Origin of the sequence: Mucilaginibacter sp. (assembly GCF_039921305.1) — a bacterium.
In the GTDB taxonomy this organism is placed as follows: domain Bacteria; phylum Bacteroidota; class Bacteroidia; order Sphingobacteriales; family Sphingobacteriaceae; genus Mucilaginibacter.
In genome coordinates this window covers 227,376-252,956 of sequence record NZ_JBDSCA010000028.1, presented here as the reverse complement: position 1 = coordinate 252,956, position 25,581 = coordinate 227,376, and the positions used below count along the sequence as shown (strand labels likewise).

Annotated in this window: 21 protein-coding genes and 1 tRNA gene; 6 read left to right on the top strand and 16 right to left on the bottom strand. The window is 41.3% G+C overall.

The window, feature by feature from the left end:
* Positions 1 to 197 (bottom strand): DNA-binding protein (locus ABIN91_RS09385; RefSeq protein ID WP_348050829.1); only part of this gene is annotated, 197 nt, incomplete at its 3' end.
* 456 nt (positions 198 to 653) lie between these two features.
* Here ABIN91_RS09385 and ABIN91_RS09380 point away from each other — a divergent pair.
* Positions 654 to 1,190, top strand: coding sequence for a hypothetical protein (locus tag ABIN91_RS09380; protein WP_348050828.1), 537 nt, complete (start codon positions 654 to 656; stop codon positions 1,188 to 1,190).
* Between the two features lie 16 nt (positions 1,191 to 1,206).
* On the opposite strand, the gene ABIN91_RS09375 is transcribed toward ABIN91_RS09380, so the two are convergent.
* The 7 genes from ABIN91_RS09375 to ABIN91_RS09345 all read right to left on the bottom strand — a co-directional run bounded on the left by ABIN91_RS09375 (position 1,207) and on the right by ABIN91_RS09345 (position 8,164).
* Positions 1,207 to 1,716, bottom strand: a complete 510-nt coding sequence (locus ABIN91_RS09375; protein ID WP_348050827.1) for a hypothetical protein — start codon at positions 1,714 to 1,716, stop codon at positions 1,207 to 1,209.
* Between the two features lie 24 nt (positions 1,717 to 1,740).
* Positions 1,741 to 2,259: a hypothetical protein gene (locus ABIN91_RS09370; protein ID WP_348050826.1), complete on the bottom strand. Its 519-nt coding sequence runs from the start codon at positions 2,257 to 2,259 to the stop codon at positions 1,741 to 1,743.
* Between the two features lie 99 nt (positions 2,260 to 2,358).
* Entirely contained in the window at positions 2,359 to 3,576 is a 1,218-nt protein-coding gene (locus ABIN91_RS09365; protein WP_348050825.1) for a site-specific integrase, read from the bottom strand.
* A 249-nt stretch (positions 3,577 to 3,825) separates the two neighbouring features.
* Positions 3,826 to 3,897, bottom strand: a tRNA-Glu gene (locus ABIN91_RS09360).
* Positions 3,898 to 4,070: 173 nt separating this feature from the next.
* Positions 4,071 to 6,335: a GH92 family glycosyl hydrolase gene (locus ABIN91_RS09355; protein ID WP_348050824.1), complete on the bottom strand. Its 2,265-nt coding sequence runs from the start codon at positions 6,333 to 6,335 to the stop codon at positions 4,071 to 4,073.
* Between the two features lie 111 nt (positions 6,336 to 6,446).
* Positions 6,447 to 7,337: an AraC family transcriptional regulator gene (locus tag ABIN91_RS09350; protein WP_348050823.1), complete on the bottom strand. Its 891-nt coding sequence runs from the start codon at positions 7,335 to 7,337 to the stop codon at positions 6,447 to 6,449.
* A gap of 62 nt (positions 7,338 to 7,399) precedes the next feature.
* On the bottom strand, positions 7,400 to 8,164 hold the full coding sequence (locus ABIN91_RS09345; RefSeq protein ID WP_348050822.1) for a DeoR/GlpR family DNA-binding transcription regulator: 765 nt from the start codon (positions 8,162 to 8,164) through the stop codon (positions 7,400 to 7,402).
* 184 nt (positions 8,165 to 8,348) lie between these two features.
* On the opposite strand from ABIN91_RS09345, the gene glpK reads away from it, so the two are divergent.
* Both glpK and ABIN91_RS09335 read left to right on the top strand, forming a co-directional pair.
* A complete protein-coding gene (gene glpK, locus ABIN91_RS09340) occupies positions 8,349 to 9,839 on the top strand; it encodes a glycerol kinase GlpK (protein ID WP_348050821.1) in 1,491 nt (496 codons plus the stop codon).
* 24 nt (positions 9,840 to 9,863) lie between these two features.
* Positions 9,864 to 10,595, top strand: coding sequence for an MIP/aquaporin family protein (locus tag ABIN91_RS09335; protein WP_348050820.1), 732 nt, complete (start codon positions 9,864 to 9,866; stop codon positions 10,593 to 10,595).
* Here ABIN91_RS09335 and ABIN91_RS09330 read toward each other — a convergent pair.
* The 8 genes from ABIN91_RS09330 to ABIN91_RS09295 all read right to left on the bottom strand — a co-directional run bounded on the left by ABIN91_RS09330 (position 10,592) and on the right by ABIN91_RS09295 (position 23,438).
* Positions 10,592 to 11,329, bottom strand: a complete 738-nt coding sequence (locus tag ABIN91_RS09330) for a GDSL-type esterase/lipase family protein (protein ID WP_348050819.1) — start codon at positions 11,327 to 11,329, stop codon at positions 10,592 to 10,594. The genes ABIN91_RS09335 and ABIN91_RS09330 overlap by 4 nt on opposite strands.
* Before the next feature lie 7 nt (positions 11,330 to 11,336).
* Entirely contained in the window at positions 11,337 to 12,683 is a 1,347-nt protein-coding gene (gene glpT / locus ABIN91_RS09325; protein WP_348050818.1) for a glycerol-3-phosphate transporter, read from the bottom strand.
* A gap of 30 nt (positions 12,684 to 12,713) precedes the next feature.
* A complete protein-coding gene (locus ABIN91_RS09320) occupies positions 12,714 to 13,616 on the bottom strand; it encodes a glycerophosphodiester phosphodiesterase family protein (protein ID WP_348050817.1) in 903 nt (300 codons plus the stop codon).
* Between the two features lie 165 nt (positions 13,617 to 13,781).
* Entirely contained in the window at positions 13,782 to 15,194 is a 1,413-nt protein-coding gene (locus ABIN91_RS09315; RefSeq protein ID WP_348050816.1) for a calcineurin-like phosphoesterase family protein, read from the bottom strand.
* 77 nt (positions 15,195 to 15,271) lie between these two features.
* Positions 15,272 to 16,825 (bottom strand): DUF5689 domain-containing protein, encoded by a 1,554-nt coding sequence (locus ABIN91_RS09310; protein WP_348050815.1) that lies wholly within the window; start codon positions 16,823 to 16,825, stop codon positions 15,272 to 15,274.
* Between the two features lie 42 nt (positions 16,826 to 16,867).
* Positions 16,868 to 18,379, bottom strand: coding sequence for a SusD/RagB family nutrient-binding outer membrane lipoprotein (locus ABIN91_RS09305; RefSeq protein ID WP_348050814.1), 1,512 nt, complete (start codon positions 18,377 to 18,379; stop codon positions 16,868 to 16,870).
* Between the two features lie 14 nt (positions 18,380 to 18,393).
* Positions 18,394 to 21,705, bottom strand: a complete 3,312-nt coding sequence (locus tag ABIN91_RS09300; RefSeq protein WP_348050813.1) for a SusC/RagA family TonB-linked outer membrane protein — start codon at positions 21,703 to 21,705, stop codon at positions 18,394 to 18,396.
* Between the two features lie 125 nt (positions 21,706 to 21,830).
* Positions 21,831 to 23,438, bottom strand: coding sequence for a glycerol-3-phosphate dehydrogenase/oxidase (locus ABIN91_RS09295; RefSeq protein WP_348050811.1), 1,608 nt, complete (start codon positions 23,436 to 23,438; stop codon positions 21,831 to 21,833).
* Between the two features lie 270 nt (positions 23,439 to 23,708).
* Here ABIN91_RS09295 and ABIN91_RS09290 point away from each other — a divergent pair, with 270 nt between their 5' ends.
* The 3 genes from ABIN91_RS09290 (at position 23,709) to ABIN91_RS09280 (ending at position 25,411) form a co-directional block, all read left to right on the top strand.
* On the top strand, positions 23,709 to 23,936 hold the full coding sequence (locus ABIN91_RS09290) for a hypothetical protein (RefSeq protein WP_348050809.1): 228 nt from the start codon (positions 23,709 to 23,711) through the stop codon (positions 23,934 to 23,936).
* Between the two features lie 85 nt (positions 23,937 to 24,021).
* Positions 24,022 to 25,056 (top strand): LacI family DNA-binding transcriptional regulator, encoded by a 1,035-nt coding sequence (locus ABIN91_RS09285; protein ID WP_348050807.1) that lies wholly within the window; start codon positions 24,022 to 24,024, stop codon positions 25,054 to 25,056.
* A 193-nt stretch (positions 25,057 to 25,249) separates the two neighbouring features.
* Positions 25,250 to 25,411, top strand: coding sequence for a hypothetical protein (locus ABIN91_RS09280; RefSeq protein ID WP_348050805.1), 162 nt, complete (start codon positions 25,250 to 25,252; stop codon positions 25,409 to 25,411).
* Positions 25,412 to 25,581: the final 170 nt, after the last annotated feature.

Sequence of the window (25,581 nt, the reverse complement as noted above, 5' to 3'; positions counted from 1 at the left end):
GTGTAGCGTAGTGTGCCATTGATACGCAGGTTTTGTAATGTGCCTGGTGAAATATTTAATAGCTTTCTTACTTCGTTACTTTTCAGCCATTGCTTGCTTTGCCCTTGCCCCGGCTGGACTATGGCTTTAATTTCTGTTAGTAGTTCGCTTTTAAATTGCTTTAAATCTTCTTTGGTAATTAATTCGATTGCTGTCATTTTGGTTAATGTTTTACAGTTAAAAATATCTTATCCCCTGCCTGTTCAGGCAATGGTTTGGTTATTCCAAGAATTGGATGAAGGGCTGGTGATACTTTAGAAAGTACTAAGGTAAATATATGTTTTGATAAATTAAAATACCAACAAAACATTTTAGTATCTTTGAACTATCATTAACCAACTGGGCTAATTTGATTTGATTACTTTTGGTAGTATTTGCATATTGTCCTTAGAGTTTTAAATAAGCATTGCCCATCAAAATCATTCAAAAGGCATCAAAAAAAATTATTTTAAAAAGTGTATAAAATCGCCTATAAAACTTATTTGAATGAACGGCTGAAACAAGTGGACTTTCACGGAAAGTTTACTCATCCTGTGTACTTACAGCTTACGTTTGAAAGAAAGACTATTTTTTTCAAGAGTTACTATTTTGAGCTATTTTCCAAGCCCCGGTACTTGTTAACGGTTCCCGGTGTAGGTTCTAAAGGCCCGTCTTTGGATGAGGTGATCGCAAAAGAAATGGAAGTGCTTAATTTTATTGTAGACAAACACAAGGAAGATTTCTCGCTGGAAGTATTTAAGCAGGCTTACGCCTATTATAGTAAAGATCTCTGTGATTTAACCGAAAAGGGATTTATGGATTACCTATATGTTTTTTTTCATGATGAGGGCTTGCCAGCACTGTCTGAAACCATGAGGCATGGGGGGAAATATAGCGTCGCCTATGATGTGATCAGGGATATGAAACGTGCGTTTAATAAAATATTATATGATAAGCTGGTGGATAACTCCTTTTATTATGCACCGCCATATATGCCCTTATATGGTTTTATGCGGCAGACTAAAAGATGGCCGATGCTTATACTCTCTGTGATGGAATGGGAGAGGCCGGAAACAAAAGCCGCTTTTAGGGAGTATGCAGTATCATACTACCCAAAAATGAATGTGGATGAACTAATCGGACAGGTTAATAAGTGGCCGGATTATTTATAAAGTAAGTTTCAGCCTATCAAGCTATTTGTAATAATTTCTCGTAATCATATTTATTGTATTTATCCTCCGACTGCTTCTCCTTTTGCAAAAGCAATAGTTCATTTTTGATCTGTATCTTTAGCCAAAGGTCAGCCGGAGTATGAAAAAAATGAGCAAATTTTAAAGCAAGCTCGGTATTAAACCGCCTGTCGCTCCGATAATACTTATTCAGGTTTGCCCCATCCATTTCTATATATTGGGCAAAGGCCGTTTTATTGATACCCAAAACTTTTAGGAAATCTTTTACAAAGTCCTCAATGGCAGACATTTTTTCAAGCGTAACTTGATCGTCCTGTACATAGTGTTCCATACGATATTGTACGGCCAACATTGCATTCTTGCGTAACCGTTCGGGCGAACGCTGGCTGTGGTGAAATTTGGCACGTTCTTCGATCAGCGCCTTTTCTTCTTTGCTCCAATTATGAGCATCGCTTGGGGCAATGGTCATATCGAAATCTAATTTTTTATCCTCTTTCGCGATACGCATAATAAAATTTTTATTGTTCCTTATTTATAACTCACCGAGGTATTTCCTGATTAACATTTCCCCGGCATCTTCCGAAATTTCAAGGATCGGTGAATCACCCAACTGGAACGCTTTATACTTGTTTTTGTACAAATTGACCAGTTTCTGTTCATCTTCCTTTTTCTCTTCACCAACCTTAAAATTCAACAATCCCGCATAAATACCAACACCATTTATAATACTAAGCTTATAGGCGTATGCTATTAAACATCCGGCAACATAATCATGTTTCTTTTTATACGTCTTATTGTGCGGGGCCACCTCAAGATATGCCATAACAGGCTTTATCTTTTCAACTAACTGGAAGATCATGCACCCTTCAATAATATCCGGTGTTTCTTCTGTAACCAAAATATAACCTGTTGCGTTAGGTATTCTTTTTAGCTGTTTAGCCAGGTCGAAATACCAATTTTCATGCAGGGATGGTATTTCTGAGCCTTTCCCCTCCCTGATTAAGGCATCCACCTTTTCCCCTGTCGCAACCACAATAATTTTAACTTTCATTCCATCATCGTATATTCCCCGATCTCTAATGTTTCCATAAAGATACGAAAAGTAAATCATTGGTACAAACCGTACCAATGAAAAATAAAACCTTATTTGTTATATCGCTTTGTACTTCTGTTTAAGCAGACCCATATCATGGCTTACTTTCAAATCCAATATTTTAGCATAATGCTGTGTGGTTTTGATGTTGGTATGGCCTAACATTTTACTTACGGTTTCAATCGGTACATTATTGGATAAAGTAACCGTTGTGGCAAAAGTATGCCGGGCTAAGTGAAAGGTCAAATGTTTAACAACACCGCATAAATCACCTATTTCCTTTAAATAGGCGTTCATCTTTTGATTGCTCAATACGGGCAGTAGCAAACCTTTGTTTTCACATTGCGGATGATCCTGGTAACTGTTTAGTATGGTTAAGGCTACTGGCAAAAGCGGTATCCGCGAAGATGTATCCGTTTTCTGCCTGCTGGTGAATATCCATTTATCGCCATCCATTCCTATAGCTACTTCACTTCTTTTAAGCTTCTTAATGTCCGCATACGATAACCCGGTGTAACAGCAAAAAACAAAAATATCCCTTACCTGGTGTAAACGTTCAATAGTCAACTTTTTATTGGCAATGGCATCTAATTCCTGTTGCGTTAAATAAGTTCGCTCTTTCGCCTTTGCAGTCGATTTAAAGTTGATAAATGGATTTGTTGGCAGCCAATTATTAGCAAGGCAGTGATTAACAATTTTTTTAAGGTGCTTGATATATTTGGCGGCAGATACGCCGCTAATTTTACATTCGGCTTTTAAGTAAAATTCAAAGCCAGTAATAAAGGCGTGGTTTAACTGGTTGATCTCCATATCAGTTTTTCCAAATTCTTTTTGCAAAAAGCCTGTAAGATGTTTTTCAGTCGTGTTGTAACCTTTCAGGGTATTTTCTTCAAAACCGTTGCCAATTAATGCCTTTACTTTGGCGTTGTGTTCTCTTAATAGCTGCATCAGGTAGCGGCTCTTTTCTGCTTTCCCTGTAAATTGGTTCTGTAAACTCGCTGTGGTTACACGTTGGTTTGTGTCAATCAGGGTTTGGTGTGCGCTCCTGATCTTAGTTTGCAGACTGTCAAGATAGTTGTTTAATGCCCTGGTTTCTTCCTTTGTGCCGATGGCACGCCCTGCATGGTCGTTCCATTTGGCCGGGTCGCATTCACGTCCGGCAGACATATCCGCACGCTTACCATTGACAGTAATGCGCATGTAGATGGCCATAGAGCCCCCTTTGTAGTTCTTTTGCTTTCTTAGGTAAAAAAGCAGATGGAAATTACTTTTCATAATTACAAGCTTAAAAGTGAAACAAAAGTAAGGTTGTAACCTGCTGCTATCAAGATGTTCATTAATTGAACATGTTGATAATCAAATAATTATAAGTAATTCGGTGCGTAGTGTTTTTCATTTAGGTACGCACCGAATTACACCCCTATTTGGTGCGATTTGATGCATAAAATGGTGTTTTGATGCCATAAAAAAAGCCTGCAAATATTTGATTTGCAGGCTTTTAGCATCTTTTGATATTGTTTTCCGTAGCCCGTAGGGGAATCGAACCCCTGTTTCTAGAATGAAAATCTAACGTCCTAACCCCTAGACGAACGGGCCTTTCGGCATTCAAAAATTACAACTGTTAATTATTATTTTTTTTGAACGGTGCGAATATAGGTATATTTTGTAATTTACAGCACAATCCGGCTTTTAAAACCGATAAAACATTGATTTACTTACTCATATATTTCGAGTTTATTTAGGCGGATATTCAAATGCCATCTATAAAATCAATAATTAACTAATTTCTTTGTTGATGGTTTACTTCCCATTACAACCTCTAAAGTACTTCCGCTTGTCAAATCCGCGTGAGTAATATAGGCTTTGTTGTACGCTTGTCCATTCAACTTCATCGATTGTATATAGCAATTCTCTTTGGATACATTGGGTGCCTTTATGGTAAACCTTCTACCGTTATCTAATTTAATTGATGCACTTTTTAATATCGGTGAGCCAATGTTGTAAATGCTATTGGCAGGATTAACCGGATAAAAGCCCATCGAACTAAAAATATACCAGGCTGACATTTGCCCGCAATCATCATTACCAATATAGCATTTAGGTGTAGCCGAATACATTTCGTTCAGGATTTTTGAAATATACATTTGCCCTTTCCATTGCCTGTCCGAAAAATTGTATAAGTAAGCTATATGATGGCTTGGTTCGTTACCATGAGCGTACTGCCCAATAAAGCCGGAAGCATTATGATTAACCTTTGCGGATGTATCCACCAGGGTGAAAAACCGATCCAGCCTATCACCAAACTTTTGCTCACCACCCATTAGTTGAACCAGATTACCTACATTATGTGGCACATACCATAAATATTGCCAGGCATTAGCTTCGGTAAATGGGTGGCCACCGTTGTGCCCGTACTCTAAGGGATTAAAAGGCTCCATCCATTTGCCATCAGAGTTTTTAGCACGAAAGAAACCGGTTCCGGCATCATACAGATTTTTATAGTTGGATGCGCGTTGCATAAAATGTTTGTAATCGTCCATTTTCCCTAACTTTTTGGCCAGTTGTGCCACGCACCAATCATTGTAAGCTGTTTCTAAAGTGATGGATACCGATTGTGATTGCAAATCCTCAGGCATATAACCATACTTCTCCCAAATACTCATCGGCGAATCTTTGTGATCGGTCATCGATGTGCCTTTTACCGCTTCGTAAGCAGCGCTCACATCAAAACCTTTAATACCTTTCATAACCGCATCTATAATAACCGGGATAGCGTGGTTACCTATCATACAATAGGTTTCAGACCCCCATAATTCCCAAACCGGTAAAAAACCATACGTTTTATAATGCCCTATCATACTATTGATAAAACCAGCAGTTTTTTCCGTTTGTGTTAACGTGTAAAGCGGGTGAGCGGCGCGGTAAGTATCCCATAACGAGAAGGTAGAGAATACCTCTTTACCCTTACCCGCGTTCGCTGTACTTAAATCCCCTGCTATGTAATCACCATTCAAATCGGCAATATTATTGGGTTGAGTAAAGGCATGGTATAAGCAAGTGTAAAATATTTTCTTCTGTTCCAAAGTGCCATCTATATCAAATTTAACCAACTCCTTTTCCCAAAGGTTTTCTGTTTGAGATGCGATCTTATCGAAGTTCCAGTCGGTAATTTCCTGGTTTAAATTATCTTTCGCATTCTCTACGCTGTTGGCAGATAGTCCTACTTTAACCAATACGCTTTTACCCGCCGCATTTTTAAAAGTAACTGCCGCTTTAATATTGGCATTACCTGTAGCCAAATTTTTATTGGGATAAGTATTTTTACCCTCAACCATTAAAGTAGAGGCGAACGGCTTTGAAAATTTGGCATAAAAATAAACCCTCCGCATTTTGGCCCAGCCCGATAGTACCCGATACCCCGAAATAGTAACACTATCAATTACATTAATTTGAGCCACCATAATACGAGTGTTACGCCCCCCATTACCTTTCACGGTACTATGGTCCATATCAATAATCAGGTTGCAATCTTTACCTTCGGGGAAGGTATAACGGTGGAAACCCGCGTGCATGGTAGCAGTCAGTTCGGCTTTAATGTTGTAATCTAATAGTTGAACATTGTAATAACCAGGCTTGGCTACTTCCTGGGTGTGCGAAAAACGGGAACGGTAACCGCTACCCGTTTTATCTTCAGTTCCGGCATCGGTTTTAATAGGGCCTGTTGTTGGCATCATCAAAACATCAACCAGGTCCGCAATCCCGGTTCCGCTTAAATGGGTATGACTAAAGCCGACAATTGTTTTAGCCTCATAATCATAACCGGCGCAGGGGTGCGCGTCAACAGCCTCCTTGGTATCCGGACTTAACTGCACAAAGCCAAACGGCACGGTAGGTCCAGGAAAGGTACAACCCGGCAAGCCTGTACCCGCTGCCCCGGTGCCAATAAAGGGATCAACAAAGTGTACTTTAGTTATTTGTGCCTGTGCGTGGGCTGCACAAGCTAGGAGTAATAGCGTTGAAAATATTTTATTCATGCCGGTTATTTAATTTCGTTTTGTTTCAATTAATTATTAAAACAATCAAAATTAACTAATTGAAACCCACAAAAGCAAACGATTAGTAATTATATATTTAGACGGGCTTAACTAAAACTGATGTTTCTTCAAAATTTGTTTTCGATATTCAGCAGGGCTTATACCCGTTTTTTCCTTGAACAACTTCGAGAAATATAAGGATGAGTCAAGATGCAATTCGTAAGCAATTTCTTTGATCAGTTTTGATGGATCTGCTAATAACTCTTTGCCTTTCTGAATTTTTAACTGAATAAGGTATTGCCCTGGTGCCAGGCCGGTATACTTTTTAAATACTTTGCGAAACCATGAATATCCAACCTTCAATTCGGCTGCCACTTCTTCGGGCGATATTTTTTCGTAGAGTTTTTCCCTGAAAATCACACGGGCTTTGCTCACAATAATTTCGGTAATATCTTTTTCCTGTAACGTGCTTTGTTGTTGCTCCGAATGCAGCAATCCCAAAAGGTAAACAATCGCGCCTGATATTACGGGCTGATAACCGGGTTTTTCGGCCTTGGCTACCTTAATAATATCATTAAACAAATTAACAATGGTCTCGCTAAAGCCAATATGGAAAACGTTTCTGGCCGGATCAAAATAACCTTTTTTGATGATGTTATCTATAAAATCGCCTTTAAAACCCACCCAAATTTCTTCCCAGCCGGTATTAGCGTTTGGTTTGTACCGATGCTTTTCGTTAGGATGAAGTAAGATCACCGAGCCCTCGGTAAGCTCTTCCTTGCAGCTTTCTGATTCAATAACACCTGAGCCCCGGGTAATATAAATCAGTTGGTACTCTTGCAATACCCTACCCGTATCCCAGCTAAAATTATGATGCGAGGGATGGTTTGTTGGTGGATAGGAAGAGAACTTGTCAATTTTTGAATTACCAACATTAAGTACCGTTAAACCCCACGATTCATCTTTTTCACTAACCGGAAAATAAAGGAAGTAATTATCCATCGGCTCTAATTTACAATACTAATAAAGGTTTATTATATAAGCCGATTGCGGAACAGACTTAACTAAACGATAGTTACTGTAATACCTGCTCCTTCGAGCGTTTTAACGATGTGTTCGGATACGCCGCTATCGGTTATGATATGATCTATTTCGTCCAGTCCGCAAATTTTACCAAAGCCCCGGCGACCAAATTTGGTTGAATCGGCCAGAACGATGGTTTTTTGTGACACATTGATCATCTGGCGGTTTAGGTGAGCTTCCATGGCGTTGGTGGTGGTTAATCCAAAATCAAGATCAATACCATCAACACCTAAAAATAATTTACTGCAAAAGAAATCGCCAAGGATGCTTTCCGCATAAGCGCCCATAACCGATGATGAACTTTTGCGTACCAGCCCCCCCAATTGCAACACCTCTATTGTAGGGAATTTCATTAACTCCAAAGCCACATGTAATGCCGATGTAATTACCGTAAGGCCAACTTTAGCCTGGATACTTTTAGCCAAAGCAACCATAGTAGTGCCCGATGCGATGATAATGGAATCGTGATCCTGAACCAAGGTTGCGGCTGCGGCGCCGATATTCATTTTCTCTACCGACTGAAATTTTTCCTTTTCGTTTACCGGGCGGTCAACAATATAAGGGTTATTGAGTGTTGCTCCACCATGTGTTCTGAAAAGCAAGTTCTTGTCTTCTAAAACCTTGAGATCTTTACGAATAGTAACCGAGGATACTTTTAGCTCTTTACACAGCTCGACAACATTTAAATTACCTTCTTTTTGGAGCTTGTTCAGAATGAACTGATGCCTTTCTGCTAAATTGATCATTGGGTTACCGGCTTTACTGTGCAAAGTAAGAATATCTGTTGTAACAATCTAAATTTTTAATTTAATTTTTTATTATTCCGATTTGTATTTTTATACTTACATATTATTTCAATTGGTTATCTTTTGAAATACAAAACCAATTGATCTCTCTGAAATGGGATCATACAAACCAATAAAATCCTCAATGGAAAAATATATTTTATCGTTTGATCAGGGCACAACCAGTTCCCGGGCTATTTTGTTTAGTAAGGCTGGCAATATCATATCTATAGCTCAAAAAGAATTTACCCAAATTTATCCGCAACCCGGCTGGGTTGAGCATAACCCGGTAGAGATCTGGTCGTCGCAAATTTCGGTAGCCGCAGAAGCTATCCTGAATGCCGGATTATCAGCTAAAGATGTGGCCGCTATCGGGATAACCAACCAACGCGAAACCACTATTTTATGGGATAAACATACCGGGGAGCCTTTGCATAACGCTATAGTGTGGCAAGACAGGCGCACCTCCGGATATTGCGATCAGTTAAAAGAGCAAGGGCATGCAAAAACTATTCAGCAAAAAACCGGGTTGGTATTAGATGCTTATTTTTCGGCCACCAAAATCAAGTGGATATTGGATAATGTAGAGGGGGCACGCGAAAAAGCGGCAGCCGGGCATATCGCTTTTGGTACGGTAGATACGTGGTTGGTTTGGAAACTGACTGCCGGTAAAACACATATTACCGATGTAAGCAATGCATCCAGAACGATGATCTATAATATCCACGACATGCAATGGGACGAGGAATTACTTCAATTGTTTGATATACCCAGATCCATATTACCTGAAGTAAAATCATCAAGTGAAGTATATGGTGAAACCGCCGGAACAGTGCTTGCCGCTCAGATACCAATAGCCGGTATAGCGGGCGATCAGCAAGCCGCTTTGTTCGGACAAATGTGTACGGAGAATGGGATGGTAAAAAACACCTATGGCACAGGTTGCTTTATGCTGATGAACATCGGCGATAAGCCTATCACATCAAAAAATAATTTGGTTACTACCATTGCCTGGAAGATAAACGGCAAAGTTCAATATGCCCTTGAGGGAAGTATTTTTATTGGAGGCGCAGTAGTACAATGGCTGAGGGATGAATTGAAACTGATCAAATCATCAGCAGAGGTAGAGGCCCTGGCTCAACAAGTAAAAGATACCGGCGGTGTTTACATTGTACCTGCCTTTGCGGGTTTGGGTGCGCCACACTGGAATCAGGATGCACGCGGTACGATCACAGGTATTACACGAGGTACAAACTCAGCACATTTTGCACGGGCGGCGTTGGAGAGTATCGCCTTCCAAACTATGGAAGTATTGAAAGCGATGGAAGCGGATTCGGGCTTACACATTAAAGAGCTTCGTGTGGATGGTGGAGCAACGGCTAATAACCTACTCATGCAATTCCAGGCGGATATATTGAATACCCAGGTTATCCGGCCAAAGGTTACTGAAGTAACGGCTATTGGCGCGGCTTACCTTGCGGGATTGGCTACCGGTTTTTGGAGTAGTATGGAAGATATCAGCGGGCAATGGCAAATTGAAAAGTGCTTTGAGCCCGGTACTATACACAATGTTGAAGAACGCGTTAAAGGCTGGAACCGTGCTGTAAAAGCGGCCAAGGCTTACGCCGAAGATTAATTTATAACATCATAATTTGATACCATGTCTGAATTTGCATCCGAACTGATCGGCACTATGTTTTTAATCCTTTTGGGGAATGGCGTTGTGGCTAACGTTGTGCTTAACGGCACCAAAGGCCATAACAGTGGCTGGATTGTGATTACTACCGCCTGGGCGTTAGCGGTATTTGTAGGTGTGGTTATTGCCGCGCCTTTTAGCGGTGCGCATTTAAACCCTGCGGTTACTATAGCTTTAGCTATTGCGCAAAAGTTTAGCTGGGCTAAGGTACCTTTGTATTTGTTGGCTCAGTTTTTAGGCGCTATGGCAGGATCAGGTTTGGTGTGGCTAATCTATAAAGATCATTACGAAATAACAGAAAGCGGTGATGCCAAATTAGCTACATTTTGTACCGGCCCGGCTATCCGGAAAGTCAGCTCAAATTTGACGAGCGAGATCATCGGCACCTTTGTTTTAATATTTGTGATATTCTATTTCACCAATGGCGAGATGGGCAAAGACAAAACACCTATAGGCTTAGGCTCGTTAGGTGCTATACCGGTGGCATTTTTAGTTTGGGGTATTGGCCTTGCTTTAGGAGGCACAACAGGTTATGCCATTAACCCTGCCCGCGATTTAGGACCACGAATAATGCATGCCATATTACCTATCCACGGCAAACGCGACAGCGATTGGGGCTATGCCTGGATACCTGTTATTGGGCCATTAATTGGAGCAGCATTGGCGGCTCTTGCTTTTATTTGGCTTAAGATCTAATTCTCAAGGTACTTCCCTTTTTTCAGTATTTCGGCAAAAACCTGGTAACCGGCGTCGTTAGGGTGCAAACCGTCTACACAGTACTCTGCTTTTAAGTGGTTTTCGCTATCTAAAAAGTTAGGGTACAAATCAATAACTGTTACGTTTTTAGCTTTAAATTTACGAATAGCCGCGTTTATAGCCAGTATATGTTCATCCTTACCATAGTGGTTAGGGAACTTTTGGAACGAAGCATTTACTGGCAACAGTGTATAAAAATAGATCTGTGTTTGTGGCGATCCTTTGCGGATACGTGCTATCATCGTTTTCTGATTCCTGGTGATGATACTATCGGGAACGTTGCGAGACATGTCGTTTATCCCGATCAAAATAAATATCTTTTTAGGATGGCCCGCTATTACTTCGTCCATACGTTCCAAAACGCCAAAAGTCAGATCGCCGGATATGCCCCGGTTTTTCGCTTTGGGTTCGTTAAGCAACCTGGCCCAATCGCAGCGGGCGGTAATACTGTTACCTAAAAAAACGATGCTTTCGGTAGTTACCGGATCCGCCTTAAACTCGGCTATTTTTTGGGCGGTAATTTTAGGGCGATAACTGCTATCTACAAAGCCTTTTGGGTATACCGCCGGGATGGGTGAACTTGCTGCCGGTGGTATACCCTGCGCAAGTATTGTCCCTGCAAAGGCAAATATTCCAGTAGCTAATCCTAATATTTTTTTTGATAATGTTTTCATTTTTGTTTTATGATCGTTGTGCCAATAAATTCGCTTTTTCTCTGTTCCAGGTTAACGCGGTGAAGAATATGGATAGTATGCAAGCCGCCATGATTACATAGAACGACGCATCCCAACCGTAATGATCAAGCACCTGACCGATTGCAATATTAGCAAATAATGCGCCGCCCATGTAACCAAAAAAACCTGTTAAACCGGCGGCTGTACCCGCAGCCTTTTTAGGTACCAGATCTAATGCTTGTACGCCGATCAACATCACCGGCCCGTATATAAGGAAGCCGATCAGAATTAACGAGGTGTTAGCTATCCACACATTACCCGATGGCGCTTGCCAGTAAATTACAACTGCTAATAATATAAATAACATGTAAATAATGATTGCCGGTGCACGACGGCCCTTAAATACTTTATCGCTTATCCAACCGCATAAAAGCGTTCCGGGAATACCTGCTATCTCGAAATTGGTATAGGCCCAGCTGGTTTGGTTAGCCGAAAAATGCTTGACCTCAATGAGATATGTTGGCGACCAATCCTGCACACCTTTACGTATCAAATAAACGAAAGCATTGGCAAAAGCGATGTACCAAAGCATGCGGTTATTGAAGATAAAATTGAAAAAGATCTGTTTAGCGGTTAGCTCTTTTTCCTGTTCGCCGGAGTAGTTTTTTGGGTAGTCGTTTTTATATTCTTCGATGGGTGGCAAGCCGCATGACTGCGGGGTATCGCGTATTAATAAAAACGCGATAAACGCAAACGCCAGAGCTACGATTCCGGGAAAATACAACCTGCTTTGCCATGTGGCAAACAGTAAAAAACCTAAGGCTACTACCCTACCCATTAATGCACCACCCACGTTATGCGCCAAATTCCAGACAGACATTACGCGGCCGCGTTCCTTTATCGAGAACCAGTGAACCACTACCCTACCGCAAGGTGGCCAACCCATACCCGAGAACCAACCGTTTACAAACAATACAATGAACATGATTGTGATAGACGAAGTGGCCCAGGGCACCAACCCCATAAACATCATGGTACAGGCTGATAATACCAAACCAATACTCAAAAATAACCGGGCGTTGCTCCTATCGGATACGTTACCCATTAAAAACTTGCTTAACCCGTAGGCAATAGACACAGCTGAAAACGCGAAACCCAGATCGCCTTTGGTAAAGCCCTGCTTAATCAAATCGGGCATGGCCAGCGAGAAGTTGTTACGCACCAGGTAATAACCGGCATAGCCAACAAATATCCCGATAAATGATTGCACTCGAAGTGACCCGTATTTTGAATCTATTTTATCTTTTGCTATTAACGGCTTGTGCTTTGCGGGGGCAAGAAAGTTCACACTCATTAATTATGGATTATATATATCAGTTTATGGTTATTGTAACAGGTTCGGATAATCGGTAATAATACCATCAACACCAAGGGCTTTCAGGGCATCAATTTCTTCTTTGGTATCGGGTGTCCATGGTAATACTTTGATGCCTTTATCGTGGCATTCTTTTACCACATTAGCAGTTACCATTTTAAAATTGGGGCTGTAGATGAAGGGTGTAAAACCCAGATCGTCCATGTTTTCGGCCGTTGTTTTTTTATTATCAACCAGCCATGATGTACGCACGTTAGGATATTTTTTATGGATGATCTGCAGGGTGCGTTTATCAAAAGATTGGATCACAACATAAGGCAAAATCTTTTTTTCGATGATCACGTTCATCAGCAATTTAACAAACGTTTCCGGATCGGGATTAACCGCTCCATCGCCTTTTTCTGAGCTTTTGGTTTCGATGTTGTAAAGCACCTGCCGTTTGCCAGTTTCTTTAACATGGGCCTGAACGGCGTCGATAAGATCAGACAATAAAGGCATACTCACCTTCATCTTTTTTTGCTGCGGAAACTTGCTGTAATCTTTTGAGCCGACATCAAATTTGGCGATGTCGGCATAGTTCATTTTGTAGAGCACGTATTTCTGTTTATCCTCTTTGGGGATTTCTTTACCATCCGGTGTAAGCGAAAAAAGTGGGTTTACATACTCATCGTGCGAAACGATAACTTTCCCATCAGCAGTAATATGGGTATCCATTTCCAAAGTTTCCATACCCAAATCAATGGCATTCAACATAGCCGGAATGGTATTTTCGGGCATCAGGCCACGGCCGCCGCGGTGTGCTTCTCTATCATAAGCCGGATATGGTGCATTCTTCACTTCTTTGGTTTGCTGGGCCTTGCAGGCTGTTATTGCTATGCAGGTTGTTAAAGCAATATATACTGTTTTTTTCATAACAATTTATTAATCTTAATTTAATCACTTACATCAGGGCGTGCACAATTGCACCAAATAAATACAGCTCAGGTAATTTACCTGATAGGTTTATTAGTAATAAAAGCAACTACAATTTGATGTGTAGCCCCGTTTAATTTAACTGGTTAGGTTATATAAAGCGAGTTAAATACTTAACTCGCTCTCAAATTTTTCGCCGAAGCGGTCTGTTGCAACAACTTTAATTTTTTTGGTATCGGCACTTAAATGAGCCACAAAAATATGATCGGTTTTACGAGGCTCGGCAAAAGAGCGGGTAACTGGTAACTGGTCGCCAAGATATAATTTTACGGCTAATGGGTCAAACCCAATTTGTTGCTCCATTACGCCTTTCGGTTGCCCATCGGCCCAGTATTCAACCTTCCACTGCGGGTCGTAATTCCAAACATTGGCTATTACGCGTTTTTGGTTAGTTAACTCATCGCTGAATAAAGCCATCTGTTTGCTGCGGTCTTCCCCGGTTGATTTGTAGTACCATTTTAAATCGGCACCGTCAACATGGTAAACGCCGTAGCCGCGTGGGGTGCCATCCTCACAGATGGGGCCCGTCCACCAGGCCCCGCAAACGGTACCATGATTATGCTCAAAAATATTTTTGGTGATCACATTACGCTGGTAGTGCGTATGGCCCGACATGATGTGAACGTTTTTATGAGTATCCAGCGCCGCGTAAAAGGCATCGTTATTTTTTACGCTGTTGTGCACCGGGATGTGCAGGCAAACGATAACCAGATGATCTTGCGGAACCTCTTTCAAATCCTTTTTAAGCCATTCTATCTGCGCTTCGGTAACGTAGCCATCGTATTCGCGCTCAACGCCTAAGTAACGCACGTTATCAAAAACCATGTAGTGCGCCTTGCCACGGTTAAAGGAGTAATATGTTGGGCCATAGTGGGATTTAAATGTCCTGTCTGATGTTTCATCCCCTCCCATACGATAATCCTCGTCGTGGTTACCTAAGGCCTGGAAAAACGGGATACCCATTTGCTCAACCGCTTTGTTATAATCAACAAACAGATCGTGGTTATCCCAAACAATATCGCCAACGCAAATACCATGTATTAAGGCATCCGGGCCCATATCTTTGATCACCTGGCGGGTATCTGGTACTGATGTTGACATCATTTGGGCAACGTCCTTTTTATTTTTCACCTGTGGATCGGCCCAGATGATGAAGGCGTGCTTATCATCGTTTTTATTGAGCGGGGTTAGTTTAAAATCGTAATCCTGCCCGTCGGCAATGCGGGCATAAAAGTTAGCTATTTTTTTCTCTTCGGGGAACTCGTAGCCTGCCGGAACGCTAATAAAAACAAATTCGGCCTTGGCATCGGGGCTTATTTTATAAACCCCATTGCTGTTGGTTTTTACCACACTAAAGCCATCGGATACCAAAACCTCGCCCAGTGGTTTGCCTTTGGCCATCACCTTACCGGTGATAACACCCGAATCAAAAATGGAATAAGAGAATGAACTTTTGAAGGCGACTACAAGTCCACCGGTAAGGAGTAAGGATTTTTGAATAAAGGATCTGCGTTTCATAGGTTATGCTTTTTGAATTATTACGGAGATGAGTGATAGCTCTCACCTCCGTTAGGTATTTATTAAAGGCAAAGCTTTTATTTGAGCTTTGTAGATGTCGCGTTTTCAATATCGGTAATAACCGAATTATTATCTAAAGCCAAATTATTAAGTGCCCTTGCAGTAGACCATTTACCTAAAGCAACATTGTATGCACCACCTAACTGTGCAAAATATCCTACGGTAGCTGTTGCAACTGTTGGATAAGCAAAGAACAGCGTATTGCTGCCTTGTTTAAAGAAAGGCTGATCAACAAAACTGATCACATCACGGGTATCATAAAAATCGGTATTGGCAATATTGTACCCTATTTTGTTAGCGGCATCGTACAGGTTACCACCATTTTGCAGGAAAATAACATCGAACGGTACGCTGGTTGCTATAATATTAGTACCTACAAACGCCGCTATTCCAGATGCGTTTCCACTATTACCTATCAGGTTTGTTGTAAGAACACCAAATGTGTTTAAGCTTGGCGAAAAATTAGGACTGTTTGTAGTATTGTATGGGAATGCCTTAATCCAGTTTGATGAGCTGATATCTTTAGATAAGCCGCCCATCAGCTTTTTACCTGTACCACCTACATAAAAGTACTGGCCTTTAGTTACCGTACCCGACGTTAACTCCAGCTTATAGGTACGTAAACCACCTGTTGCCCACCCGTTTACCGGGAAACCTAATGGAGTTGATGCGGTAGCGTTGTTAGTTGTAACTACGGTAAAGTTTTCGGTAGCGAAATTAATATCGCGGGTTGCCAATAACTGAATGTATTCGTAGTTGGCATCGGTACTGATAGGATCGGCTACAAAGCCGGCAATGATGAATGGCGCAACGCTTGGTGTTGATGCCAATACCCTTACATCCGTTAGTGTACGCATTCTTATTTGCGGCACTATGGCTCCGTTAGGGTCAACCGAGCCAAATACAATACCCGTGAAATTACCGCTACCCGGTACCAGTGTATTGGCAAATGTAGCGGCAGCTTCGGTATGGAGTGTAATATCACCAAAGCCATCGTTTATTAAGTAATCACCAGCGTATTTGCTGGTTGCGGATGGCTGCGGGTTAAAGCTGCCTTTTACTACAGCAACTAAAGTACTTTCGTAATTATCGGGTGTAGTTAGAATTTGCGCACTGGTTGCCCTTGTGCCTGCTATTACGTTACCTGAAGATATTTTGGTTACGTTACTTTTTGATAAACCAGTTATTTGCAGGATACCTTTGATGCGGGTTAACGTTCCACCGGCAATGTCAATATTTACCGAATCGCCGGGAACAAAGGAAGCGGCATCGGCACCTAAAGCGATGGAGATGCCTCTTAACCTGGTACGACGGTTATTTTGAACAACCAGCAAGCCTGCCGACATGTTACCTCCCGAAAAATCGGAAACAACCATACCTACCATTTTAGTAGCACCAAACATGTTATCGGTATTGAGGGTAACATCGGTGCCTTTGTAAATAGTCCGGATATCGGTAACAGCTATGATGCTGCCCAACGTACCACCGGGATAATTACTCACCTTTGTGCAGCCAGACCATGTGGCAGCTACGGCAATAAGGGTGAGCGTATAAAGTAATATCTTTTTCATTTTCGTGATGATTATATCATGATAAATTATTTGCCTTAATAATTATGGTTTTTGCCACCAAACCTGGGTGCTGATCACATCCGGCCCCTGGGCTGCAACCGCCGCTTTGTAATTGGTAGGGTTAACAGCCTGTATATACTGGGGGTACATTAACCTGGCTGGCATTACACCACCATTAACCAGGCCCGGGCCCTTTGGTATGTTAGGATGCCCCGTGCGGCGATACTCAAACCATTGTTCAAAATCTGTCCAGAACATGGTATAGTATTTTTGTACGTGGATCATTTCCATTTTGGTATCCAATGAAAAAGTATCGTTCCAGGTGATATCAGCAGCAGCTTCGTAAGTTGCTACTGTAATTGGAGATGTAAAATACGTTGGCACCCAGAAGGTAACACCAGCTTCAACACCCTTATCATAATAAGCCTTAGCTGTACCGGTTGATATATATCCTTTTACGGATGCCTCGGCCAGTAAAAACTGTAGTTCGCCATAATTCATGATATTACCCATAAGCGGATCGGTTAGTAATGATTTTGCCGCCATATTGGAGCCCTGAATATTGGATAGGAAATATGATTTACCTACCGGGGCATTACCTGGCAAATAACCGCTTGGTACACCCACATAACCTCCATTATAGGTACCTATTGACCATGCCGGTAAGCGCGGATCGGCCCATTTGTTAAGGTTATCTAAAAAGAATGAGGCGATAGCGGGGGCTCTCCAGTCCTGCTCGCGAACGCCGTTTACAAATGGCGATGTTAAAGCACCGGTGCCTGTCCATTTTAAAACAGCAGCATCGGTATTGCTTGCCATGATAGGGTAGGTAGCTGCATTATTATCTACCATGTCTTTAATTTTTGCCTGTACCAGAGCAGCAACTTCTGCTTTCCCCGAAAGGCGCATCAATAAACGCAAGTATAGTGAGTTACCAAATTTACGCCATTGTGCCGCATTGCCATTAAAAACAGGGTCGCTTGCGCCAACAACATTGGGTGCTCCGGTAAGTAAGGTATTGGCAGCTTCAAGCTGTTTGAAGATATCCAGATAGATATCTTTTTGCTTATCAAATACTGGTTTAAAAAGCAGATCCTTACCCTCGTTAGATTGAAAATAAGGAATATCGCCATAGGTATCGGTAAGGATAGAATAGACCCACGATTGGCAAATTAAGGCTATGCCCTGGTAACCTTTACTTAATGTTAAAGGCTGGCCGGCAATATTATACAGATCTTTAAAATTAGTTAACTGCGCATACAGGTTGTTATAAGTATAATCGGCATTGGAGATCCTGATATCGTACCTGAATACGGCACCTTCGCCATCGGTTTCATTTACAGTAACCTGCATTAACTCATTATTCCATGTACGGGCACGAAGCATATTTGCCGCCAAGGTATTAACCAGAGCCGGGGCCAATAACTGCTCGGGCAAGGCTGTTGGCGAGTTGTTAGGATCGGTATTGATCTCTTCGAACCCTTTTTTACATGATGTTTGTACTACGGCTAACAGCAGTAAGGTACATATCACTTTATAAATATTTTTTTTCATCTTCTTACTGATAATTAAAATCCGACAATTAAGTTAAGACCCAAGGTTCTGGTAGAAGGGAACTGTCCGATCTCGAAACCTTGCGTAATATCTGTACCGTTAAGGGTACCAAATTCCGGATCAAACCCTGGCCATTTTGTCCAGATAAATAAATCGCGACCATACACACCAACAGAAGCACGCTGAATACCTATTTTGCTGGTTAGCTTTAATGGCAAAGTATAATCAAGCCTGGCTTCGCGCAATTTAATAAAGTTGGTGCTGTAGGTTGAACCTTCGGCATTGTTAACCCCATAGTTTGATTGGTAGTACTGATCTATATCTGTTGCTAAAACATCGTTCTTACGGAAAGTTCCGTCGGGGTTTTGTACCACACCGTTACCTATTATACCGTTATACCTTCCGGGAAGGGTATTAGTAGTTTTTCCCTGTTCGGCCAGTTTGTAAGCAGTTAATGAATAAGCCACCGCTCCGAATTGTGCATCAAACAAGATGTTGAAATGAAATTGTTTGTACCTGAAATCGTTACTGATACCCATTTTCCATTTAGGTTGGGTATTGCCCAGATAAAGCAAATCGGGTGTGATCAATGCAACACCTGTAGTTTTATCAAATATTATCTGTCCATCCGGTGCACGCTGGTATCCACGTCCGTACAAATCGCCCATGCTACCGCCTACGGTGGCAATAATTTCGCCACCACCCTGCGGGCCAGTTTGTAATACTATTGAGCTATCGGCCAACTGAACCACTTTATTACGGTTTGCTGAAAAAGTATAGTTCACCATCCAGGTAAATCCTTTTTTACTGATGGGTGTAGCGTTAACAGCAAGTTCTATACCCTTGTTGCTTATTTCGCCCACGTTAACAATTGCTGTAGTATAGCCTGATGCCCGATCAAGCACCTGGTTTAAAATTTGATTATTTGTATGCCCTGTATATAAAGCCAGATCAAAACCTAAACGGTTATCAAAAAACCTTTGCTCGGTTCCAATCTCGTAGGTTTGGGTACGTAATGGTTTAAGATTGGGGTTGGGTAATACTGTTGGGTTATTTAAGCCAGCAGGGAAAGAGGGTGCAGGTAAGTAGTTGTAACTTGTTAAGTAAGGATCTTTACCTCCGCTGCCCACACTTGAATATGATGCCCTGAATTTAGAATAAGAAAATACTTTAGGCAATACCATATAATCTGAAAGAATAAAGCTGGCACTTACCGATGGATAGGTAAAGTTTACATTATCTGTACGTTGTTGGGTAGCCAAAACACTATTCCAATCTTCTCTGCCTGTGACATCAAGATATAAATAGTTTTTGTAACTGGCCGATAACAAGCTATAAAAACTGTTGATATTATATTTAGCAACATATGGCAAGGTTACTAATGTACCTTTGCTGTTAGCCATAGAATACACACCCGGATAGGTTAATGAATCGGCTCTAACCTCATCACGGTTATACCTGTTTTGCATTGAACTACCGCCTACTGTTGCTGTTAGCGTTACATCTTTGAACTTTTTATTATATCTCAGCAAAAAGTCGCTGGTAGCTTCTTGTGAGTAAATGTTTTGTGTACGATATGAGCCTTTAGGGAATTTAGCCGTTGCCGTATACGGACGAGATTGCGCACGTTGCTCGTAGCCCATGTCTAACGATGTTCTTAACTGCAAAGATAACTCTTTGGTAACGCTGTAAGTGGCCTGAACGTTACCAGTTACCGCGTTACGGTTTGTTCTGTTCAAATATTCGTACGATACCGCGTATGGGTTGGTTGGGAACGAACTGAACGGATATTCAAGTGCTAGATCTTTCTTGCCGTTTTTCCAATAGTTTTTAATCCAGTCCAGATCGGCACTTGGCTGCCAAAAAATAAACCAATACATAATAGCCTGGTTACCATAGCCAGAGCCGGGTAGGTTATCGCTAAATTTATTTTGATAATTTATTTTTGAACTAATGGTTAGCTTATCGTTTATTTTGGAGTTTACCGATAATGCAACCGAATTACGGCCATAGCCTGTATTTGGCGCAATCCATGTGTTATTTACATTAGTTGCTGAAAAGCGGGCGGTAGTTTTTTCGGTACCTCCATCAACACTAATGGAATTTGTCATGGTTTTACCTACATCAAAAAAGTTGTGGATCTTATCAGGGTAAGCAACCCATGGTGTTCTGGTTGTTGACTGGGCTTGTGTGATAGGATCAAACTGATAAAACATCTGTCCATCAAACCGGGGGCCATAGGCTGAGCTTGTAGCGCTTGTACTTGCCCCATCAGGGCCTGCTAAATATGAATAATAGTTTGCACCACCTGTACCCTGGCCGTATTCGTATTGATAATCCGGCCAACGATTCACTTTTTCGATACTGGCGTTGGAATTGATGGTTACACCAACACCTTTCTTTTTAGCACTGCCCGATTTTGTTGTAATGATGATAGCACCATTAGCACCACGCTGGCCGTATAATGCCGAAGCACCCGGTCCTTTCAGCACAGTAACACTTTCAATATCTTCCGGGTTAATATCATTTATACTGCTGCCATAATCGGCAGGCATGTTATCGCTACCAACACCGTAAGTGGCTTCGCCAGATACGGCTGTACGCCTGCCGCTACCGGTGTTCATTACCACACCATCTACTACTATTAAAGCTTCGTTGTCGCCGGTAAGGTTATTTTCGCCCCGTAAGATTATTTTATTTGATCCGGTAGGGCCAGCGTTTGAGCGCACCAGGTTTAAACCCGCAACTTTGCCTTCGAGGGCATCGCTCCAATTGCTTGGCATAGCATCGGTAAGCTGTTCGCCTTTTACTTCGGTAATGGCATAACCTAATGCTTTTGATTCCCTCTTAATACCCAAGGCAGTAACCACAACCTCGTTTAAAGCGTTAGAAGATTGCACCAATTTTACCAATACGTTTTCCTGATTAGTTGAAAACTTAAGCTTAGTTGGCGTATAGCCTATAAAGCCAAAACTGATTTCGGTTCCGGCAGGTACCTTAATGTTAAAGTTACCTTTTGCGTCGGTTATACCCAGCGGCTTTTTCTGAGCATCAGAAATGGTTACACCTATTAAGGGTTCATTATCGGCGTTATCAACAACTGTACCTTTTATGGTAATAATTGCGGTTTGTTGTTTTGATAACATAACCGATGGCGAAGCAGTAACTACCTTGGCAGATAAAAGCAAAACTAACAAAGGCAACAGCAACAAAACCGCGTATGTGCGCCGGTGAAATGATACTGATTTGAGTATTTCAAATTGACTGCTTAGGTAACAGTCCGTTTGAAGATACGCTTTCAGGTGGTTTGTAAAGGTTCTCTTCATAATAATTCAGGTTTTGTAAAATTGGTTGTCTGGTGATTAGGGATCCTATTTTTCATGCCGCAAAGATGCTTTACGTATGTAAATAGAATTTTAAGTTACTGTTAACATCATCATAATAATATCGTTTAAATAGCTATTTTTTTACTATTGCTTAACACATCCGGATAATATGGCTCCAGCAAGTATTGATTGGCTAAAGTGGTAAATTGAGTAACCTGCCTTGTTTCCCAATCTTTATTATAGCCCAGCTCCAAAGCCATAATGTAAGCAACCGTGGGAGCCATCAATATAGCGGCCCTGGCATCCAAAAAGAGTATCCTAAGCCTGCGGGCCAAAACATCTTCAATGGTGCGCGCCATTTCGTTACGTACTGCCCAAACAACCTCAGCCTTAATTGTAGCATGCCCATCAAGTACAATTTCTTTAAGGTTGGGATCGGCAGCGGTTAGCTTTCTGATCTCTTGCGCATCAGAACCATATACAGCCAGCGGATCGCCCATCAATCCGGTTGCGGCGCCATGTATGGAAATATTTTTAGAAATACATTTTACAGCGCTTAAGCCCCCCACCTCTATCGCTTTATCTACCACGTCTTCGGCCATTTTACGGTAGGTTGTCCATTTACCACCGGTAATAGTTATTAAGCCCGAAGCGCTTACAATTAGCTTATGGCTCCGTGAGATCTCTTTAGTGGTGTTGGTATCTTTACCCGGTGCAGCCAAAGGCCTTAAGCCGGCGAATACCGATAAAACATCGGCCCGGGTTGGTTTTTTGGTTAAGTATTTTGTTGCTGTGTTCAGGATAAAATCGATCTCCTTTTCGAGCGCTACAGGTTCAAGACTGTGGTTATCCAAAGGCGTATCTGTAGTACCCAACAGCAAACTGCCATACCATGGCACAGCGAACAATACCCGGCCATCTTCGGTTTTGGGAATCATTAAGGCGCTGGCCCCATTTAAAAAAGATTGATCCAAAACCAAATGCACTCCCTGGCTCGGCCTTACAATAGGTTTGGTTGCCGGTACATCCATTTGCAAAATATCATCAACAAAAACACCTGTGGCATTAATAACTATTTTACCTTTTAAGGTGTAATCTTTATTGGTTTCGGTATCTATCGCTTTTATGCCGCTTACCTTGTTGCCGGTTTTGAGTAAACCGGTTACCTTTATGTAATTTAATAATACCCCACCTTTTTCGGCACTGGTTTGGGCAAGATTAATTGCCAGGCGGGCATCGTTGAATTGCCCATCGCTGTACCGCACCCCTCCTAACAAGCCTTTTGTTTTTAAGCCGGGGATGGCGGTATGTACTTTATCAACCTTTAAAAATGCCGAATGCTTAAAACCACGGTTACCGGCCAGCAGATCGTATATTTTTAATCCGATCAAATACATATACTTTGATTTTAAACCAAAGCATGGGATAATAAACTCTTGCTCTTTAACCAAATGCGGCGCATTTTTAAATAGCAAGCCGCGCTCTTGCAAAGCTTCGTACACCAAACCGATATCACCTTGCGCCAGATAACGTACACCACCGTGCACCAGTTTGGTGCTGCGGCTTGATGTGCCTTTTGCAAAATCGGCCTGCTCAACCAATAAGGTTGTGTATCCGCGCGAAGCGGCATCAACCGCGATACCTAAACCCGTTGCTCCGCCCCCTATAATTATTACATCCCAAAGCTCAACTTCACTTATAGCTTTTATAAATTCACCGCGTTCAAATTTCATTACGTTTAGTTTCGTATACAATTATTGCAATAATAATTGAAAATAAAGAAAACAAAATGAAAGTATTTAAAGGTATTTACGTTTCACTTTGCTATTATTAGCAGGAAAATGAAAACAAACCTCAATTACATGCTCCAAAAGCAACAATTCGTTTCTTTTGGAGTAGAGAAATATCCTGATTAAAAAACTTATGAACCGATTGCCTTTTGTAAATTGCAATTCGGTTACTATTAACTGTTTCATCTTATTTACTATGCAATAATTTATGATGTGAAGATATCTGGATCAGTGTTTATATTGATGCTTTGCTGCCATTCCCTTCTTGCGCAGAACATTAAGGTTTGGAACAACAAGCGATGCGCTGTGGTACTAACTTATGACGACGCCATTAACGTAGACCCGGTGAAGCAGGCTCAACAAACGCATACTTATACTACTAAACTAATGGCTGCCAGTAACTGGCGGTCATTTTTAATATATACCAATATGATGAAATAATGCTTGTCGGGTTAATCAAGATAGTTAATGTTACATATTTTTTGTAACCTTGTTTTGAGCTAATAACGCACTATTTAATTTAATAATGGCCAAACCCGAAAAAGAGATCACTATATATGATATAGCCAGCAAGCTAAATCTTTCGGCAGCCACCGTTAGCCGCGGACTAAATAATATGCCCGGCGTTCATACAAAAACGAGGGAAAAAGTTATTGAAACTGCACAACAAATGGGTTATAGCTTTAACGCTTTTGCAAGTAACCTGCGTACCAAGCGCAGCAATACCATAGGCGTTATTGTACCCCGGTTGAATAGTAATTTTATGGCCGATGTGATTGCCGGTATTGAGAAAGTGGCTAACGATGCCAATTTTAACCTGATCATCAGCCAATCGTTAGAAACGCTGAAGAAAGAGGTGAGTAACGCGCAAACTATGTTTAACAACCGGGTTGATGGCCTGTTGGTTTCGCTGGCTTATGATTCGGATAATATTGATCATTTTGAAAACTTTATTAAGCGCGACATCCCCATCATATTTTTCGACCGCATATATGAACACAAAAGTTGCCCTAATATCCACATTAACAACTCTAAGGCAGCATATGAAGTAACAGATCACCTAGCTAAACAAGGGTGCAAAAAGATAGTGCATATTACAGCAACCGGGGTTCGGAATGTTTACGAAGAGCGCTTTAATGGCTATTTACAAGCTTTGAAAGATAATGGCTTAACATTTACCGATGATTTACTGATCATTAATAACCTAAGCGTACAAGCGGGTATTGAAGCGGCAGGGATGATCATGAACATGAAGGAAATGCCTGATGGCATATTTTCGGCCAATGATGTTTGTGCTATTAACTGCATTGTTGAATTGAAAAAAGCTGGTTATAAAATACCCCAAGATATTGCCGTAGCTGGTTTTAACAACGATCAATCGTGCATGGTAGTTGAGCCTAATTTAACCACTATTGATTATAGAGGTGATGATGTAGGGGAAGTATCTGCCCGGTTACTTATCAGCCATTTAACTAACCAGCACGATATCCAGTTAACGCATAGCCTGGTACTGAGGCACGAATTGGTTGTGAGGGAATCTTCATTAAGGAAACCGATATAAATTTTGTTTAATTATTAAAAAGTGGCGGCCGTCTTCATATGACTGTACTAAAAGTCAACATGACCGACGAAAATTGCATACAAGTGATTAATTTACCACATAATAAGATTATATAAATAACTGATAGCCTGACGCTAAAACCGAATCAAGTATACTATTAAGGTTTTGGCACAAAATTGGTAATACATTTATCATGAAAGTAGTTAAATTAAATACCGCAAAATCATTCCGGGAAACCGAGAAGCTGATTGTAGCTATATTGAAAAGAGACATTAATGCTTTTAAAGCTACCAGCAAACAATTTTTACGCAATAATCAGGCATATTTTTCGGATTTTAACGGCATGTTGGCCTAATAGATCAAAGTTCTAATCTGTTATCGTACGATAAGGCCTTTTTCATTCAATTATATCAATCTGTAGAATTAGATCGATACCGTTACTCTATTCGGTGAGTAGTAATTGCGCCATCTGATATTCAATCATTTACCGTTTTTGTGATTTGGACTATTGTGAAGCACTTTTCT